Origin of the sequence: Stenotrophomonas sp. Marseille-Q5258 (assembly GCF_946900935.1) — a bacterium.
Taxonomy (GTDB): Bacteria; Pseudomonadota; Gammaproteobacteria; order Xanthomonadales; family Xanthomonadaceae; genus Stenotrophomonas; species Stenotrophomonas nematodicola.
Genome location: NZ_CAMPPN010000005.1, coordinates 59,698 through 74,913 on the forward strand (window position 1 = coordinate 59,698; position 15,216 = coordinate 74,913).

15 protein-coding genes are annotated in these 15,216 nt (G+C 67.7%); 3 read left to right on the forward strand and 12 right to left on the reverse strand.

The genetic code is table 11. From position 1 onward, the window contains the following. Nucleotides 1-575: 575 nt before the first annotated feature. From OC534_RS03530 to OC534_RS03555, 6 genes are all read right to left on the reverse strand, one after another. Nucleotides 576-869 carry a hypothetical protein gene (locus tag OC534_RS03530; RefSeq protein ID WP_262071369.1) on the reverse strand — a complete coding sequence of 98 codons (294 nt, stop codon included), beginning with the start codon at nt 867-869 and terminating at the stop codon, nt 576-578. A gap of 104 nt (nt 870-973) precedes the next feature. Beyond that, nucleotides 974-2,164, reverse strand: coding sequence for a methyl-accepting chemotaxis protein (locus OC534_RS03535; protein ID WP_017354425.1), 1,191 nt, complete (start codon nt 2,162-2,164; stop codon nt 974-976). Between the two features lie 94 nt (nt 2,165-2,258). Beyond that, nucleotides 2,259-2,873 carry a high frequency lysogenization protein HflD gene (hflD, locus tag OC534_RS03540; protein WP_017354424.1) on the reverse strand — a complete coding sequence of 205 codons (615 nt, stop codon included), beginning with the start codon at nt 2,871-2,873 and terminating at the stop codon, nt 2,259-2,261. After that, nucleotides 2,870-4,009 carry a tRNA 2-thiouridine(34) synthase MnmA gene (mnmA, locus tag OC534_RS03545; protein ID WP_017354423.1) on the reverse strand — a complete coding sequence of 380 codons (1,140 nt, stop codon included), beginning with the start codon at nt 4,007-4,009 and terminating at the stop codon, nt 2,870-2,872. Before mnmA ends, hflD begins: the two co-directional genes overlap by 4 nt. Continuing rightward, the gene (locus OC534_RS03550) at nt 4,006-4,467 is read right to left on the reverse strand and encodes an NUDIX hydrolase (protein WP_017354422.1); all 462 of its coding nucleotides are present in this window, start codon (nt 4,465-4,467) and stop codon (nt 4,006-4,008) included. Before OC534_RS03550 ends, mnmA begins: the two co-directional genes overlap by 4 nt. A 1-nt stretch (nt 4,468) precedes the next feature. After that, entirely contained in the window at nt 4,469-4,933 is a 465-nt protein-coding gene (locus OC534_RS03555; protein WP_017354421.1) for a hypothetical protein, read from the reverse strand. Nucleotides 4,934-5,028: 95 nt separating this feature from the next. On the opposite strand from OC534_RS03555, the gene clpS reads away from it, so the two are divergent. Further along, nucleotides 5,029-5,361, forward strand: coding sequence for an ATP-dependent Clp protease adapter ClpS (gene clpS / locus OC534_RS03560; RefSeq protein ID WP_017354420.1), 333 nt, complete (start codon nt 5,029-5,031; stop codon nt 5,359-5,361). Between the two features lie 15 nt (nt 5,362-5,376). On the opposite strand, the gene OC534_RS03565 is transcribed toward clpS, so the two are convergent. Next, nucleotides 5,377-6,192 carry an aminoglycoside phosphotransferase family protein gene (locus tag OC534_RS03565; RefSeq protein ID WP_153164599.1) on the reverse strand — a complete coding sequence of 272 codons (816 nt, stop codon included), beginning with the start codon at nt 6,190-6,192 and terminating at the stop codon, nt 5,377-5,379. Nucleotides 6,193-6,321: 129 nt separating this feature from the next. Between OC534_RS03565 and clpA the strand changes: the two genes are divergently transcribed. Next, a complete protein-coding gene (gene clpA / locus OC534_RS03570; RefSeq protein ID WP_017354418.1) occupies nt 6,322-8,604 on the forward strand; it encodes an ATP-dependent Clp protease ATP-binding subunit ClpA in 2,283 nt (760 codons plus the stop codon). An 86-nt stretch (nt 8,605-8,690) separates the two neighbouring features. On the opposite strand, the gene OC534_RS03575 is transcribed toward clpA, so the two are convergent. The 5 genes from OC534_RS03575 to trxB all read right to left on the reverse strand — a co-directional run bounded on the left by OC534_RS03575 (nt 8,691) and on the right by trxB (nt 12,561). Next, nucleotides 8,691-9,056 carry a hypothetical protein gene (locus tag OC534_RS03575; protein WP_017354417.1) on the reverse strand — a complete coding sequence of 122 codons (366 nt, stop codon included), beginning with the start codon at nt 9,054-9,056 and terminating at the stop codon, nt 8,691-8,693. 218 nt (nt 9,057-9,274) lie between these two features. Next, on the reverse strand, nt 9,275-9,493 hold the full coding sequence (infA, locus tag OC534_RS03580; RefSeq protein WP_005409596.1) for a translation initiation factor IF-1: 219 nt from the start codon (nt 9,491-9,493) through the stop codon (nt 9,275-9,277). A gap of 158 nt (nt 9,494-9,651) precedes the next feature. Further along, nucleotides 9,652-10,386 (reverse strand): leucyl/phenylalanyl-tRNA--protein transferase, encoded by a 735-nt coding sequence (gene aat, locus OC534_RS03585; RefSeq protein WP_017354416.1) that lies wholly within the window; start codon nt 10,384-10,386, stop codon nt 9,652-9,654. Beyond that, on the reverse strand, nt 10,383-11,510 hold the full coding sequence (locus OC534_RS03590; RefSeq protein ID WP_262071370.1) for a GNAT family N-acetyltransferase: 1,128 nt from the start codon (nt 11,508-11,510) through the stop codon (nt 10,383-10,385). The genes aat and OC534_RS03590 overlap by 4 nt, the downstream gene beginning before the upstream one ends. A gap of 79 nt (nt 11,511-11,589) precedes the next feature. Beyond that, the gene (trxB, locus tag OC534_RS03595) at nt 11,590-12,561 is read right to left on the reverse strand and encodes a thioredoxin-disulfide reductase (protein ID WP_166472974.1); all 972 of its coding nucleotides are present in this window, start codon (nt 12,559-12,561) and stop codon (nt 11,590-11,592) included. Nucleotides 12,562-12,829: 268 nt separating this feature from the next. On the opposite strand from trxB, the gene OC534_RS03600 reads away from it, so the two are divergent. Continuing rightward, nucleotides 12,830-15,190 (forward strand): DNA translocase FtsK, encoded by a 2,361-nt coding sequence (locus tag OC534_RS03600; protein ID WP_136004111.1) that lies wholly within the window; start codon nt 12,830-12,832, stop codon nt 15,188-15,190. Nucleotides 15,191-15,216 lie beyond the last annotated feature (26 nt).

A 15,216-nucleotide genomic window follows, 5' to 3' on the forward strand; every position in this document is an offset into this window, starting at 1 on the left:
CGCGCGATCCGGTAGTCGAAGCCGAACAGCGCGCTCAGACGTTCGCGATGGATGATCCGGTTGTCCAACCGCGGGAGGATCGTGACGCGCCCGGGGAGGGCCGGCGTGCGCTTTGCGGCAGCCGCGTCCACGTGGACGTCCAGATCGCCGGTCCCCTGCAGCCGCTGGACGATGCAGGCGTCAAGCCGCTCACGGACAGCATCGCGCATGGCGCGCCGTGGCAGCGCGCAACGGTCGTCGCGCATGGGCGCAGCGTGGAACCGTGCTCGACGATCATCCTGTCGCCGACCAGGCGGCTCGGACCGGACGGATCGTCCTCGGGCACCCGGTTCCTCAGCACGTGGGGGTGTGCCCGCTGGACCACGGACAGCGTGTCGATCTGGACCTGGCCGAGATGGGCAATGGCCTGGTGGGGGCCGTCGAGACCGGTGCCGAACCCCGCCTCCGCGCCCAGTCCCCGATATGCAGCGCCCGCCGCTTCAGGCGGGTAGTTGATGGCGTGAGCGGTCCTGGTACGGCACCAGGAGCATCCTGCGCGTCGTGCACGAAAACAGCCCCGCGCCCGGCGGTACGGTTCAGCGGGTGGCGTCGAGTGCGTCGCCGGTCAGGCCGAGGTCCCAGGCCAGGCTGGCATGTGCCGGGTCGAGGGCATGTGGCAGTGCGGCCGGTCCGGGCATGGAGCGGGTGGCCAGTTGGGCCAGCTCCCGCTGCGCCAGCTGTTCCAGACAGGCGATCAGGGCGCGGCCCTGCGGCGGCGAGGGCGCTGCCCGGGCAGGGCGCGGGTCGCCGCCCATGAGGGGCTGCGCCACCGGGCCGGGATCGGTGGTGGGGAGGGACGCGACGGCAGCTACGGAGGCGTTCAACAGCATCGGACGATCATCTGCAACGTGGGCGGGTGATGCAAGCGCAACGGCCCCGGGGATGCCGGGGCCGTTGCAGGTGCCGGTATGGGGGCCGGCACGCGACATGTCGATCAGAACAGTTCGACCGCGCCGGCGGCCATGCTCTGCTGGGCCACCGCCTTGTGCGGCGGGCGCTCCCACTCGCTGCGCATTTCGCGCAGGCGGCTGCCGGTGCGCTGCAGGGCAGTGACGACTTCCTCGTCGAACACGCCGCCGTTACGGTGCAGCAGTTCCTGCAGGGCCACCGCCTCCCGGTTGATCGCGGTCAGGCGGTCCAGGTGGGTGTGAACGCCGCCCAGCGCCTGGGTCGCGATGTCCTCGAACTGCAGGGCGCGGACGGCCTCGGCCACGCTGCTGTCGATGGCACGGCCGCACTCGGAGATCTCGCGCATGCCGTCGCCGAGCGAGGCATTGATCTGGGCCACGTTGTCCAGCATCTGCGCCGCTTCATGGCGGGCTTCGCGGGACCGGTCCATGTCGCGCGAGGCCATGTGCGAGACCGTCTCGCGCACCTTGGCAATGGCGTCCTTGGAGCTGTGCGCCAGCTTGCGGATCTGCTCGTTGAAGGTGGTGGACCGTTCGGAGAGGTTGCGCACCTCGTCGGCGACCACCGCGAAGCCGCGACCGGCTTCACCGGCACGGGCGGCTTCGATGGCGGCATTGAGTGCCAGCAGATTGGTCTGGTCGGCAATCGACTTGACGTCTTCCAGCAGGGCAAAGATGCCGTCCAGGTGCTGCGCCATCTGGTCGATGTGCTGCACGGTGTTGCTGCTCTGGCCGCTGACCTGCTCCAGCGCTTCCACCAGTTGTTCCATGCGGTGGCTGGCGTGCTGGGCGAAACGGGCCACGTCGACGCCGGCGCCACCGTCTTCACCGGCGCGGTCGACGATGCGGGCCAGTGCCTGGCTCTGCTGGCGGGACTTGCGGTTCATCGCATCGAAGCTGCCACCCAGGCCGCTGACGGCGTGGCGGATCAGATCGCGGGCGCGCTCGACTTCGCCGCGCGAGCCTTCGACCTCGTTGGCCACGAACGAGCGCAGCTCGGTCAGCAGTTGATCCTGCTCGCGCAGGATGCGGGCGTGTTCCGGCGACCGTTGGGTCTGCGCCCGCGTGGTCCACCAGGCAAAGCCAAGCCAGCTGAGCGTCATCGTGGTCAGGATCGCCCAACGCAGGGCGGCCGGCCACTCGAAGCCGATGGCGAAAGGAAGCAGAAGGGTCAGGACCAGGGGGGCGGCCAGACGAATGAAGATGCGTGAGTACATGGACGTTCTCGGGAAGTGCACGGAGAATGTATCGGCCGTACCCCCGTTTGCTTTAGCCGTCACACGCACATTCATCGATGTGACTGCGCTGTCCTCAGCGCAGCTGCCGGTCCACCGCCTCGATCATCGCCTTGCGCGAGAACAGGAAGTCCCAGTACTGGCCGCCGGTCTGGCGCCACAGGACCGCCGATCGCACGGCCGCCAGCAGCAGTGCGCGGATCTCCGCCACCACGCCGGCCTGGCCGAGGTAGTGCGGATTGCCCTGGACCATCACCCGTGGTTTCAGGTTGCTGATCGTGTCGGCATACACCCCGCCCAGCGTGGCCAGCACATCCGGGTGGGCGCTGTCGCCCAGCGACACGGCCTGGGCCTGGGCGCGTTCGATGCCGGCGCTGACCTTCTCGACCACCTCGTGCTCACGCACGAACCGGCGTTCCAGCTGCAGCACCGCCAGCGCCAGTCGGGGCAGCATCTCGTCCTGGCCCTGGCTGCGCAGGTAGTTGTGCAGCAGGCGCAGGCCGGGAGCGACGTTGGCCGCGCTCCCGTAGATCTCCTGGGGACTGTCGGCATCAATGCGGAACACGCTGTCCACCGCCGTGCGGACCACAGCCGCTTCGGAGTGGCCGGTTTCGGCGATGCGGCGCACCTGCTGCAGGGCCTGGGCAATGCCGGCCAGTGCGAGAACGCGGTCGTCGATGGAAAAACTCATGCAGCAGATACCTCGAAAGGAGAAGGGGTGGTGCGCAGGCGCTGCTCCAGCGGCGCGTCGGTGGCGGCAATCACCGCGCCACCCAGGCAGACCTCATCGTCATACAACACCAGTGATTGACCGGGGGTGACGGCGCGCTGCGGGCGCACGAAACGCACCTCCACGGTGCCGTCGTCGCGCACCTGTACCGTGCACGGCTCGTCCGGCTGGCGGTAGCGGGTCTGCGCGGTGCAGTCGAACCGGCGGGCGGGCGGGGCACCGGCAATCCAGTGCGCCACCTCCGAGTGCAGGCGGGTGGACTGCTGCCACGGGCTGTCGCGGTCCTGGTCCACATACAGCACATTGCTGGCCACATCCTTGCCGACCACATACCACGGCGCGGCCGGGCGGCCGCGCACGCCGCCGATGTTCAGGCCTTCGCGCTGGCCCAGGGTGAAATAGAAGACGCCGGGATGCTCGGCGATGACCACGCCGTCCGGGTCGCGGATCTCGCCCGTGCGCGCGGGCAGATAGCGGCCCAGGAACTCGCGGAAGTCGCGCTCGCCGATGAAGCAGATCCCGGTGGAGTCCTTCTTGGCGTGCGTGGGCAGGCGCGCGTCGCGGGCGATCCGGCGCAGGTCGTTCTTCTGCAGGTCGCCGATCGGGAACAGCGTGGCGGCCAGCTGTTCCTGTCCCAGCTGGTGCAGGAAGTAGCTCTGGTCCTTGCTGCGGTCGGCGCCGCGCAGCAGCGCCCAGCGTCCGCCCTGCCGGGCAATCCGCGCGTAGTGCCCGGTGGCGATGCGCTCGGCGCCCAGTTCGCGTGCCGCGTCCAGGAAGTGCTTGAACTTCACCTCGCGGTTGCACAGCACGTCCGGGTTGGGGGTACGTCCGGCCGCGTACTCGGCGAGGAAGTGCTCGAACACGCCCTGCCAGTACTCGCTGGAGAAGTCGCGGAAGTGGAACGGGATGCCGAGCAGGCCGCAGACGGCCACCGCATCGCGGCGGTCGTCCTCGGCGCGGCAGTCGCCGCTGCCGTCGTCGGCCCAGTTCTGCATGAACAGGCCGGCCACCGGCTCGCCCTGCTGCACCAGCCGCCACGCGGCCACGGACGAATCCACGCCGCCGGAGACCCCGACCATGATCCGCGGTGCGCTCATGCGGTCACCTTCACGAGCGACAGCGGATGGCGCTGTCCGCCGAGGTAGTCGGCCACGACCTCCCACACCAGTGGGCTGCGCAGCCGCGCCGGGTCGGCGCGCAGCGCGTCCGGGGACAGCCACAGGGCACGCTCGATGCCGGTGTCCAGCGCACGGGCCGGGTCATGGGCGAGGGGCTCGGCGGCGAAGGCGAACCGCACGAACGGCGTGCCATCCGGCGCGGTCCACTGGTAGGCCCCGACGAAGTGGGTCAGGTGTACCTGCCAGCCGGTCTCCTCCAGGGTCTCGCGGACCGCCGCCTCGGCCAGCGACTCGCCGGGCTCCAGGTGGCCGGCGGGCTGGTTGAGCACGGCCCGCCCGTCGATCCGCTCTTCCACCAGCAGCAGGTGCCCGTCGCGGACCACGATCGTGGCCACGGTGACGTGGGGCGCCCAGCGGGGGACCGGCACGGCAGTCACCTCAGTAGTCGTCCTTCTTGGTGAGCTCTTTTTCCATCGCATCGGCGGTGCGGATCGCCGCGTCGATGGCGTCGCTCAAGGCATCGGACGAGGCGTTGGCGTCGACCTTGACCACGAACATGGCGAGCTCGCCCTGTTTGACCCAGCCGCCCAGCTTGGCGTCCTGGGAATCCTCGAGCAGGCGGTTGGCCACGGCGGCCGGGAACTGCTTGCCCGGAGAGGTGTAGCCCGGCGACCAGATCTCGCGGATCTTGTGGCTGCCGAACTCCTCGACCGCCGAGCGCACGTAGACCAGCTGGCTGCGGCCGTCCTCGACATCGAAGACCAGCTTGTAGTCGCCGTCCTCGTCAACCTCGTAGGTGTACTCCAGCGTATCCAGGGTGGCGCCGACAACCTTGTCGGGGTCGGCTGCGTGGGCACCGAAGGTGGCGGCGGTCAGCAACAGCGCGGCTGCAATCCTTTTCATGAAAGTCCTGTGAAAGCGGGTGTGGGAAGGTGCAGATTGTGAAGGGCCACGGGGGGCAACGTCCAATCCTGCAGGCAGGGCCCTATAATGGTCCGATGCCACGAGAGCCTTCCCACGACCCCCACCACGACCACGGCGTACTGCTGGAGCCTGCGCGCCCGGAAGTCGCACCGCCGCCGTTCTACCAGGTCATGCTGTTGAACGACGACTACACACCGATGGATTTCGTGGTGACGGTACTGCAGCATTTCTTCGCGATGGACCTGGACAAGGCCACCCAGGTGATGCTGCACGTCCATACCCGGGGTCGCGGGGTATGCGGGGTGTTCACCCGCGAGGTGGCCGAGTCCAAGGTCGCCCAGGTCAATGAATTCTCGCGCATGAACCAGCATCCGCTGCTGTGCACGATGGAAAAGACCGGCGCCTGAGCCACCGGCCCGTGCTCAGGCCTGCGCCAGCCGCTGCAGCGCCAGGTCCGCGACCGCCAGATCCACCGCCGCGTCGTCGCCATCGGCCAGGAACCATACCGCCGACAGGCCAGCGCTGGCAGCGATCCAGGCCAGCAGGCGGCGCCGCTCTATCCCGGCAAGGACGCAGACCTGGCTGACCCGGGCGTCGAATATCTCCGGCCGGGTGGCCACGTGGATGTCCGGCCCGCACAGGTCCGGGTTGCAGAACAGCACGGTGTAGTCGAAGGCGCGATCGCCCAGCAGCCGTTTGGGGTCGATCGCCAGCCAGCCGCGCGCACCGCCATCCAGCACATTGTCATGGTGCAGATCGCCATGCAGGGGCCGTTGCTCGATCTGGCTGGCCAGCAGATGGATCGCGAGTGATCTGCACTGTTCCAGCAATGGCGACAGTGGCAGGGTCGGCGCCAGCAGATCGGCGAACCAGGCCTGCAGTGTCACCAGCCCGGGTGGCGGTGCGCCGCGCGGGCGATGCAGCCGGGCCAGCACGTCGCACAGGCGCGCCGTTGCCGCCGCGTCCTGCCCGTGCCGGGCCATCTCCCTCAGCGAGGTGCCGGGCACGGCGCGCTCCATCAGCAGCGCCTCGTCCTGCCATGCCAGTACCCGTACCGCACCGTCGCCGTCCCACCAGCGCAGCAGCCGGTGGCCGTTCTGTTCCTCTGGACACGTGCTCATTTTCAACATTGCCGGCATTCCGTCGGGGAGGCGGACCGGCCACACGCGGGCATGCGGGGTGGTGATGACGTCGCCATCACGTGCAAGCTGCCATTTCGTGAGCTGAAGTTCGGGCATCATGGGTCTCGCAGGCAGAGAAGGGCGATCGGTGGAGTGCTAACGCCGTCTGAACGCACCGATCCGCTAGGGTGATGGAAATCGTGAAGGTTGGCCGCATATTGTTCCCAACTGCCGCCGGAGTTGATCATGTTCAGTAAAGACCTCGAACACACCATCGGACAGTGCTACAAGCGCGCCCGTGAGGCCCGGCATGAGTTCATGACGGTGGAACACCTGCTTTTGGCACTGCTCGACAATCCTTCCGCCCAGGCCGTGCTCAAGGCCTGCGGCGCCGATGCCGAGCGCCTGCGCCAGGAGCTTGAGCAGGCCATCGAGGCCTCTGTCTCGCGCCTGGCCGAAGACGATGGGCGCGATACCCAGCCTACCCTTGGCTTCCAGCGCGTGCTGCAACGCGCGGTGTACCACGTGCAGTCCTCGGGCAAGAAGGAGGTCACCGGCGCCAACGTGCTGGTCGCCATCTTCGGCGAGAAGGACTCCCACGCGGTCTACTACCTCAACCAGCAGGACGTCACCCGGCTGGATATCGTCAACTACCTCTCCCACGGCATCGCCAAGCTGGGCGAGGAGGGCGAGGTGCCGCCGTCGGCCGATGGCGAGGGCCGGGCTGAAGGGGGCGAGGGCGAAAGCAAGGGCGATGCCCTGGCCGAGTTCGCCAGCAACCTCAACGAGCAGGCCCGCAGTGGCAAGATCGACCCGCTGGTCGGCCGTGCCGACGAGATCGAGCGCACCATCCAGGTCCTGTGCCGCCGCCGCAAGAACAACCCGCTCTACGTGGGCGAGGCCGGCGTGGGCAAGACCGCGATCGCTGAAGGCCTGGCCAAGCGGATCGTGGAAGGCTCGGTGCCCGACGTGCTGGCCGATGCCGTCATCTACTCGCTCGACCTGGGCGCGCTGGTGGCCGGCACCAAGTACCGCGGCGATTTCGAGAAGCGCCTGAAGGGCGTGCTGACCGCCATGAAGAAGCTCCCCAACGCGGTGCTGTTCATCGACGAGATCCACACCATCATCGGTGCCGGTTCGGCGTCGGGCGGCACGATGGATGCCTCCAACCTGATCAAGCCGGCGCTGGCGTCGGGCGAGCTGCGCTGCATCGGCTCGACCACCTTCCAGGAGTACCGCGGCATCTTCGAGAAGGATCGCGCCCTGGCGCGCCGCTTCCAGAAGATCGATATCGTCGAGCCCACCGTCGGTGAAACCTACGAGATCCTGCAGGGCCTCAAGCCCAAGTACGAGGCGCACCACGGCGTGACCTACGCCGACGATGCACTGCAGGCGGCGGTGGACCTGTCGGTCAAGCACATCGGCGACCGGCTGCTGCCGGACAAGGCCATCGACGTGATCGACGAAGCCGGCGCCCGCCAGCGCCTGATGCCCGAGGGGCAGCGCAAGGAGCTGATCGACATCGAGGAGATCGAGACGATCATCGCCAAGATGGCGCGCATCCCGGCCAAGCAGGTCAGTGCTACCGACAAGGATGTGCTGCAGCACCTGGAGCGCAACCTGAAGATGGTGATTTTCGGGCAGGACCCGGCCATCGAGTCGCTGGCCTCGGCCATCAAGCTGGCCCGTTCGGGCCTGGGCAATCCGGAAAAGCCGATCGGCAACTTCCTGTTTGCCGGCCCGACCGGCGTCGGCAAGACCGAGGTGACCAAGCAGCTGGCGCTGCAGCTGGGCATCGAGCTGGTGCGCTTTGACATGAGCGAGTACATGGAGCCGCATTCGATCAGCCGCCTGATCGGCGCTCCTCCGGGCTATGTCGGCTTCGACCAGGGCGGCCTGCTCACCGAAAAAATCGTCAAGACTCCCCACTGCGTGCTGCTGCTGGACGAGGTGGAGAAGGCTCACCCGGACATCTTCAACATCCTGCTGCAGGTCATGGATCGCGGCGTGCTCACCGATACCAACGGACGCGAAGCCAACTTCAAGAACGTGGTGCTGGTGATGACCACCAACGCGGGCGCGGCCCAGGCCGCCCGGCGCTCGATCGGCTTCACCCGCCAGGATCACGCCACCGACGCGATGGAGGTCATCCGCAAGAGCTTCACGCCGGAGTTCCGCAACCGCCTGGATGCGGTCGTGCAGTTCCAGCCGCTGGGCTTCGAGCACATCCTGCGTGTGGTGGACAAGTTCCTGATCGAGCTGGAGATGCTGCTGCAGGAGAAGCACGTCAGCCTGTCGGCCACGCCGACCGCGCGCGACTGGCTGGCCCACCACGGCTTCGATCCGCTGATGGGTGCCCGCCCGATGGCACGCGTGATCCAGGACAAGATCAAGCGTCCGCTCGCCGACGAGCTGCTGTTTGGCAAGCTGATCAACGGCGGCAAGGTGAGCATCGACGTGCGCGACGACGAGCTGTTCATCGAAACCCAGGCCGAACCGGAGCGGCGCCTGCCGGCCACGGTGGAGTAAGAGTGGCATGACGACGGCCGTTGGCTGTCGGTGAGGACAGCGAAGCCCCCGCTCTGCGGGGGCTTCTGCTTTTTCGCCAGCCCGCGTCAGCGGCGGTTGCGGGCCTTGCGGGCGTAGCTCTCGGCCGAGATCGGCTCCAGCGAGGCGATCTCGCAGCTCTGGGTGCGGGTCTTGAGCACGCTGCCCGCGGCGCTGCACAGTTGGCCTTCCTGGCCGGGCGTCTCGAAGACAAGCGTGGGGGAGATGGCGGCACTGTCGCAGCTGTTGCGGAAGTGCACCACGAAATGCTGGTCGGCATTACGCAGCAGGATGCTGCGGCTGGCGCCGGCGCGCACCAGTTGCTGGTCGGCCGACAGGGTGATGCAGTCCGCCGGCGCGGCGGCGGGTTCGGCGGCCTGCGCCGGGGCGATGGCGGCAAGGGCGAGCAGGCAGGTGGCGATCAGGGTCTTCATGGCAGGGGCAGGGGTGGCGGTCCGGACTGGACCGGCTGCCAGCTTCGGCCGTTTCCCGCCAGGGCGAATCTGCAGCAAGGCAGGCTGACCGATGTCAGGGTGCGTACGGTCAGGGTGCCGCATGGCAGGGGTGACGGCCTGAATTGCGCCCACGCAAAAAGGCCAGCTCCTGGCTGGCCTTCTGGCGGGGCTTCTTTAGTGAAGCCGCCCCGAACCGCTTACTTCATGCGGTACGTGATGCGACCCTTGGTCAGGTCGTAGGGCGTCATTTCGACCTTGACACGGTCGCCCGTCAGGATGCGGATGTAGTTCTTGCGCATGCGGCCGGAGATGTGGGCGATGATTTCATGCCCATTTTCCAGGCGGACGCGGAAAGTGGTGTTCGGCAGCGTCTCGCTGACGGTGCCTTCGAACTCGATGGAGTCGTCTTTCGACATGTAGTCCTGTGCAGTTCTGTAAACGGCCGAGCTGGCCTTAAGAGCGGGCATTTTACGCGCTCTTCCCCCTGGATGCAAAGTTTGTGTTAATCGCGCCGCCCCGGCAGTGCCGGCGCGGCGCCGGCTCCTGGCAAATGGCAGGCACCCTGGCGACAGCGTTACACCAGTGAAGACGCTGCCAGCGCCCCAAAGCGTTCGGTCCAGCACCCGGGGGGCTCTGGAACAGCCACCTGTCTGCGCACCACCTCCAGGAACCGCGCGCGCGGCCAATGCTCGGCGCCCATGCGCAGCAGGTGATCGTTCTCCACCTGCGCGTCGATCAGTGGCCAGCCCCACAGGGCCAGTTGCCGGGCGAGTGCGGCCAAGGCCACCTTGGAGCCGCCGCTGGCTGCACTGAACATGCTTTCGCCAAAGAACATCCGGCCGATCGCAACCCCGTAGATGCCACCGACCAGGCGGTCGCCGGCGAACACCTCGACCGAATGCGCATGGCCCAGCCGGTGCAGGGCCACGTAGGCCTCCTGCATGGATGGCGTGATCCAGGTGCCGTCCTGCCCCGGGCGTGGGCTGGCTGCGCAGGCCGCGATCACGTCGGCAAAGCAGGTGTCGGCACGCACCACCCAGCCGCTGCCGCGCGCGCTGCGGCGGAACCGGCTGGACAGGTGCACGCCATCGGTGCGGAACACCATGCGCGGGTCCGGCGACCACCACAACAGGGGCTGCCCGTCGGAGAACCACGGAAACACACCGCTGGCATAGGCATTGAGCAGGCGCACCGGGTGCAGGTCGCCGCCGATGGCCAGCAGGCCATCCGGCTCACGCAGCGCGGTCTCGGCCGGCGGGAAAGGGGCATCAGGGCGCGGGTCCAGCTGCCAGGGCAGGCGTCGGCTCATGCGTCCGGCGCCTTGAATGGGCTGTGTGCGGCCAGCGTGCGTGCATAACGATCGACCTCGGCGCGCTCGTGCGCGCACCAGTCGGCCAACGCAGCGGCGAAGGCCGGCTCGGCGATCCAGTGGTGGCTGTAGACGCGCCGGGGCAGAAAGCCGCGCGCGAGCTTGTGCTCGCCCTGCGCGCCGGGCTCGAACCGGGCCACGCCTTCGCGCAGGCAGTACTCGATGCCCTGGTAGTAGCAGGTTTCAAAATGCAGGCCGGGCAGGGTGGCACCGCCCCAGTAGCGGCCATACAGCGTGTCCGCGCCGCGCAGGCACAGGGCGCCGGCAATGGGCGTCCCGTCGTGCAGGGCCAGGAAGATGACCAGGTGGCGTGGCATCGTCCGGGCCAGGTGACGCAGGAACGGCAGCGTCAGCGCCGGGGAGTTGCCGTACTCGGCGAAGGTCTGCAGATAGAAGCCATGCATGGCCTGCAGGTCGTCTTCGCTCGCCTCGTCGCCGTGCACGATCCGATACGTGACGCCACGGCGGGCCAGCCTGGCGCGCTCCTGGCGGATGTTCTTGCGGTGTTTGTGGTCCATTGCCGCGAGGAACTCCTCGAAGCAGTGCCAGTGGCCAGGGTTGTGCCACTGGAACTGGATGTCCTCACGGCGCATCCAGTCAGCGCCGAACACGGCGTTCTCCGCATCGGGATGGAAATTGAGATGCGCCGAGGACCAGCCCCTGCGCCCCACCTCGACGGTCAGCGCCGCCAGCAGGGCAGTGCGATGTGCATCGTCATGCGCCAGCAGGCGCGGCCCGGTCACCGGCGAGTACGGCACCGCGCCAAGCCACTTGGGGAAGTAATCGCGGCCGTACTGCGCGTAGGCATGCGCCCAGGCATGGTCGAACACGAACTCGCCGTGCGAATTGTCCTTGAGGTAGCCGGGGATGGCCGCCACCAGGGAGTCGCCCTCCCACAAGGTGAAATGGCGTGGACGCCAGCCCCATTCCGGGCGCAGGCAGCCGTACGCCTCCAGGCCGTGCAGGAACGCGTGGGACACGAACGGGTTTCGCCCATCATGCAGTGCGTCCCAGGCGGCCGGGGAGACATCGGACAGGCGGTGCAGGAAGCGGGGGGCGGGCATGGTCAGAGGATAGGGTACAAAAAAGGCCGACGGAGGTTCCGTCGGCCTCGTGGGGTGGCCCGGGATGCGGCGTTGCCGATCAGGCCAGGTCGCCCTTCGCATCCAGGTAGCGCTCTGCGTCCAGCGCGGCCATGCAGCCGAACCCGGCCGAGGTGATCGCCTGGCGGTAGTGCTGGTCGGCGACGTCGCCTGCGGCGAACACGCCTTCCACCGAGGTCTGCGTGGCGTTGCCACCCAGGCCCGACCGGATGTCGAGGTAGCCGTTGTTCATGCTCAGCTGGCCCTCGAACAGGCTCGTGTTGGGATGGTGGCCGATCGCCACGAAGAAGCCGTGCGCCTCGATGTCGCGGGTGCTGCCGTCCAGCGTGGACTTCACGCGCACGCCGGTGACGCCGGCATCATTGCCCAGCACTTCGTCGACCTGGTGGTGCCACACGGTCTCGATCTTGCCGGCGGCAACCTTGGCAAACAGCTTGTCCTGCATGATCTTCTCCGCCTTGAGGGTGTCGCGGCGGTGGACCAGGTAGACCTTGCGGGCGATGTTGGACAGGTACAGTGCCTCTTCGACGGCTGTGTTGCCGCCGCCGACCACGACCACATCCTGGTCACGGTAGAAGAAGCCGTCGCAGGTGGCGCAGGCCGACACGCCGCGGCCCTTGAACGCCTCTTCGCTGGGAATGCCCAGGTACTTGGCGGTGGCGCCGGTGGCGATGATCAGCGCATCGCAGGTGTACTCGGCGCTGTCGCCGATCAGCCTGAACGGACGCTGGGACAGGTCGGCGGTATGGATGTGGTCGAAGATCACCTCGGTTTCGAAGCGCTCGGCATGTGCCTGCATGCGCGCCATCAGGTCCGGACCCATCAGGCCATGCGCGTCGCCCGGCCAGTTGTCCACTTCCGTGGTGGTCATCAGCTGGCCACCCTGCTGCAGGCCGGTGATGACCACCGGCTTGAGGTTGGCGCGGGCAGCGTAGACGGCGGCCGTCCAGCCGGCGGGGCCGGAGCCGAGGATGACGAGCTTCTGGTGGCGGGAGGGCGTGGAATTGCTCATGTAGACTCGCGTTGAGGTGATGGGACGGTACGCGGGCGATGATTGCCTGGCGTCCGTGGCACGCCATAGAGTGGCGGCAGGGGCGGGGCGATTCAAGGCGGCCGATGGAACGGCGCGGGCCAGGGGAGGTGTCCTCCTTGCCCTGCGCCGGGGATTTGACGGTCTGGAGGCCGCTCTACGGTGCCGACCCTGGATCTGCACCTATCGACAGGGCGGTGAGTCGTTTATTATCAAGCACTAACAGTGCATTCCCAAGGTCTGGTCTAAGGTGGCGAAACAGGTCCCGGAACGATCCAAGTCTCCCGACAACAAGGCGCCGTCGCGCAAGGCCGCGAGCGCGGACAATCCGCGCCGGCAGCGGTTGTGGCGGGATCTTGGCGTGATCGCCGTGGCGCCGGCGCTGCTGTATCTGGTGGCCAGTCTGTTCACCTATTCGGCCACCGATCCCGGCTGGTCGCATACCGGCAGCGTGGTCGCGCCGGTGCACAACATGGGCGGCCGGGTGGGCGCCTGGGTGGCCGATGTGCTGCTGCAGCTGTTCGGTTACATCGCGTTCGTGCTGCCGGTGGTGCTGGGCGCGCTGGCGTGGATCGCCATGTTCGGGCTCAAGCGCGAAGGCAAGGGCGAGCACGACCTGGACCCGGCGCTGCGCCTGATCGGTCTGGTCGGTTTCCTGATCGCCGGCACCGGTTTCATGCACCTGCGGCTGTACAACCAGGTGGATGTGGCCAGCGCCGGCGGCATTCTCGGCAAGCTGGTCGGCACCTCGCTGACCGTTGGGTTTGGCGAACTGGGCGCGAACCTGTTCGTGCTGGTGCTGCTGCTGGCCTCGATCACCCTGGCCACCGGCCTGTCGTGGTTCACGGTGATGGAGAAGATCGGCCGGGCCGTGCTGGCGCTGCCGCCGCTGCTCAACCGCAAAAAAGAGCAGGCCAGCGAATGGCAGCAGACCCGTGCGCTGCGCGAGGAGCGCCAGGAAGTGCGCAAGGTCGATGCCGAGGTGCGCGCCAAGCGTGAGCCGGTCAAGATCGAGCCGCGTCCCGAGCCGGTGCTGGAGAAGAGCGACCGCGCCAAACGCGAAACCCAGATCCCGATGTTCCGCGGCGTCAACGGCGATGGGTCGGACGTGCCCCCGCTGGCGCTGCTGGACGATCCCAAGCCGCAGCCCAAGGGCTATGACGAGGAAACGCTGGAAACCCTGTCGCGCCAGATCGAGTTCAAGCTCAAGGACTTCCGCATCGAGGCCCAGGTGGTCGGCGCCTATCCGGGCCCGGTGATCACGCGCTTCGAGATTGAGCCCGCGCCGGGCATCAAGGTCAGCCAGATCAGCTCGCTGGACAAGGACATCGCGCGCGGCCTGTCGGTGAAGTCGGTGCGTGTGGTCGATGTGATTCCGGGCAAGTCGGTGGTGGGGCTGGAAATCCCCAATGTCACCCGCGAAATGATCTATCTGTCCGAGTTGCTGCGCTCCAAGGAGTACGACAAGTCGGCCAGCGTGCTGACCCTGGCGCTCGGCAAGGATATCGCCGGCCGCCCGACCGTGGCCGATCTGGCGCGCATGCCCCACCTGCTGGTCGCCGGTACCACCGGCTCGGGCAAGTCGGTGGCAGTGAACGCGATGGTGCTGAGCCTGCTGTACAAGGCGTCGCCGAAAGACCTGCGGATGCTGATGATCGACCCGAAGATGCTCGAACTGAGCGTCTACCAGGGCATTCCGCACCTGCTGGCGCCGGTGGTGACCGACATGAAGGAGGCCGCCAACGGCCTGCGCTGGTGCGTGGCCGAGATGGAGCGCCGCTACAAGCTGATGAGCGCGGTGGGCGTGCGCAACCTGGCCGGCTTCAACAAGAAGGTCAAGGATGCGCAGGACGCCGGGCAGCCGCTGATGGACCCGCTGTTCAAGCCCAACCCGGAGCTGGGCGAAGCGCCGCGCCCGCTGGAGACGCTGCCGTTCATCGTGATCTTCATCGACGAATTCGCCGACATGATGATGATTGTCGGCAAGAAGGTCGAAGAGCTGATCGCGCGCCTGGCGCAGAAGGCCCGTGCGGCCGGCATCCACCTGATCCTGGCGACCCAGCGCCCGTCGGTGGACGTCATCACCGGCCTGATCAAGGCCAACATCCCGACCCGCATCGGTTTCCAGGTCAGCTCGAAGATCGATTCGCGCACCATCCTGGACCAGTCCGGCGCCGAAACCCTGCTCGGCCACGGCGACATGCTGTACCTGCCGCCGGGCACGGCATTGCCGGACCGTGTCCACGGCGCCTTCGTCTCCGACGAGGAAGTGCATCGCGTGGTGGAGCACCTCAAGGCCAGCGGTCCGGCCGACTACATCAGCGGCGTGCTCGACGAAGTGCAGATGATGGGCGATGGCGTGGTGGTGGGCCCCGGCGGCCTGCCCGAGGCCAGTGGCGGTGCCGGCGACGAGTCCGACCCGCTGTACGACGAGGCCCTGCGGATCGTGACCGAAACGCGCCGCGCCTCGATCTCCGGCGTGCAGCGGCGACTGAAGATCGGCTACAACCGGGCCGCACGCCTGATCGAGGCGATGGAAGCGGCTGGTGTGGTCAGCCCGCCCGAACACAATGGCGATCGCAGCGTGCTGGCGCCGCCCCCTCCGAAGTAACCGCAGCACGGCGGCGGCCCGGTGGC

What these genes read in the sequence shown, in the direction of transcription:
- OC534_RS03530 (WP_262071369.1), bottom strand. Translation starts at nt 869, where the DNA reads ATGCTGTTGAACGCCTCCGTAGCTGCCGTCGCGTCCCTCCCCACCACC.
- OC534_RS03535 (WP_017354425.1), bottom strand. Translation starts at nt 2,164, where the DNA reads ATGTACTCACGCATCTTCATTCGTCTGGCCGCCCCCCTGGTCCTGACC.
- hflD (WP_017354424.1), bottom strand. Translation starts at nt 2,873, where the DNA reads ATGAGTTTTTCCATCGACGACCGCGTTCTCGCACTGGCCGGCATTGCC.
- mnmA (WP_017354423.1), bottom strand. Translation starts at nt 4,009, where the DNA reads ATGAGCGCACCGCGGATCATGGTCGGGGTCTCCGGCGGCGTGGATTCG.
- OC534_RS03555 (WP_017354421.1), bottom strand. Translation starts at nt 4,933, where the DNA reads ATGAAAAGGATTGCAGCCGCGCTGTTGCTGACCGCCGCCACCTTCGGT.
- clpS (WP_017354420.1), top strand. Translation starts at nt 5,029, where the DNA reads ATGCCACGAGAGCCTTCCCACGACCCCCACCACGACCACGGCGTACTG.
- OC534_RS03565 (WP_153164599.1), bottom strand. Translation starts at nt 6,192, where the DNA reads ATGCCCGAACTTCAGCTCACGAAATGGCAGCTTGCACGTGATGGCGAC.
- clpA (WP_017354418.1), top strand. Translation starts at nt 6,322, where the DNA reads ATGTTCAGTAAAGACCTCGAACACACCATCGGACAGTGCTACAAGCGC.
- OC534_RS03575 (WP_017354417.1), bottom strand. Translation starts at nt 9,056, where the DNA reads ATGAAGACCCTGATCGCCACCTGCCTGCTCGCCCTTGCCGCCATCGCC.
- infA (WP_005409596.1), bottom strand. Translation starts at nt 9,493, where the DNA reads ATGTCGAAAGACGACTCCATCGAGTTCGAAGGCACCGTCAGCGAGACG.
- aat (WP_017354416.1), bottom strand. Translation starts at nt 10,386, where the DNA reads ATGAGCCGACGCCTGCCCTGGCAGCTGGACCCGCGCCCTGATGCCCCT.
- OC534_RS03590 (WP_262071370.1), bottom strand. Translation starts at nt 11,510, where the DNA reads ATGCCCGCCCCCCGCTTCCTGCACCGCCTGTCCGATGTCTCCCCGGCC.
- trxB (WP_166472974.1), bottom strand. Translation starts at nt 12,561, where the DNA reads ATGAGCAATTCCACGCCCTCCCGCCACCAGAAGCTCGTCATCCTCGGC.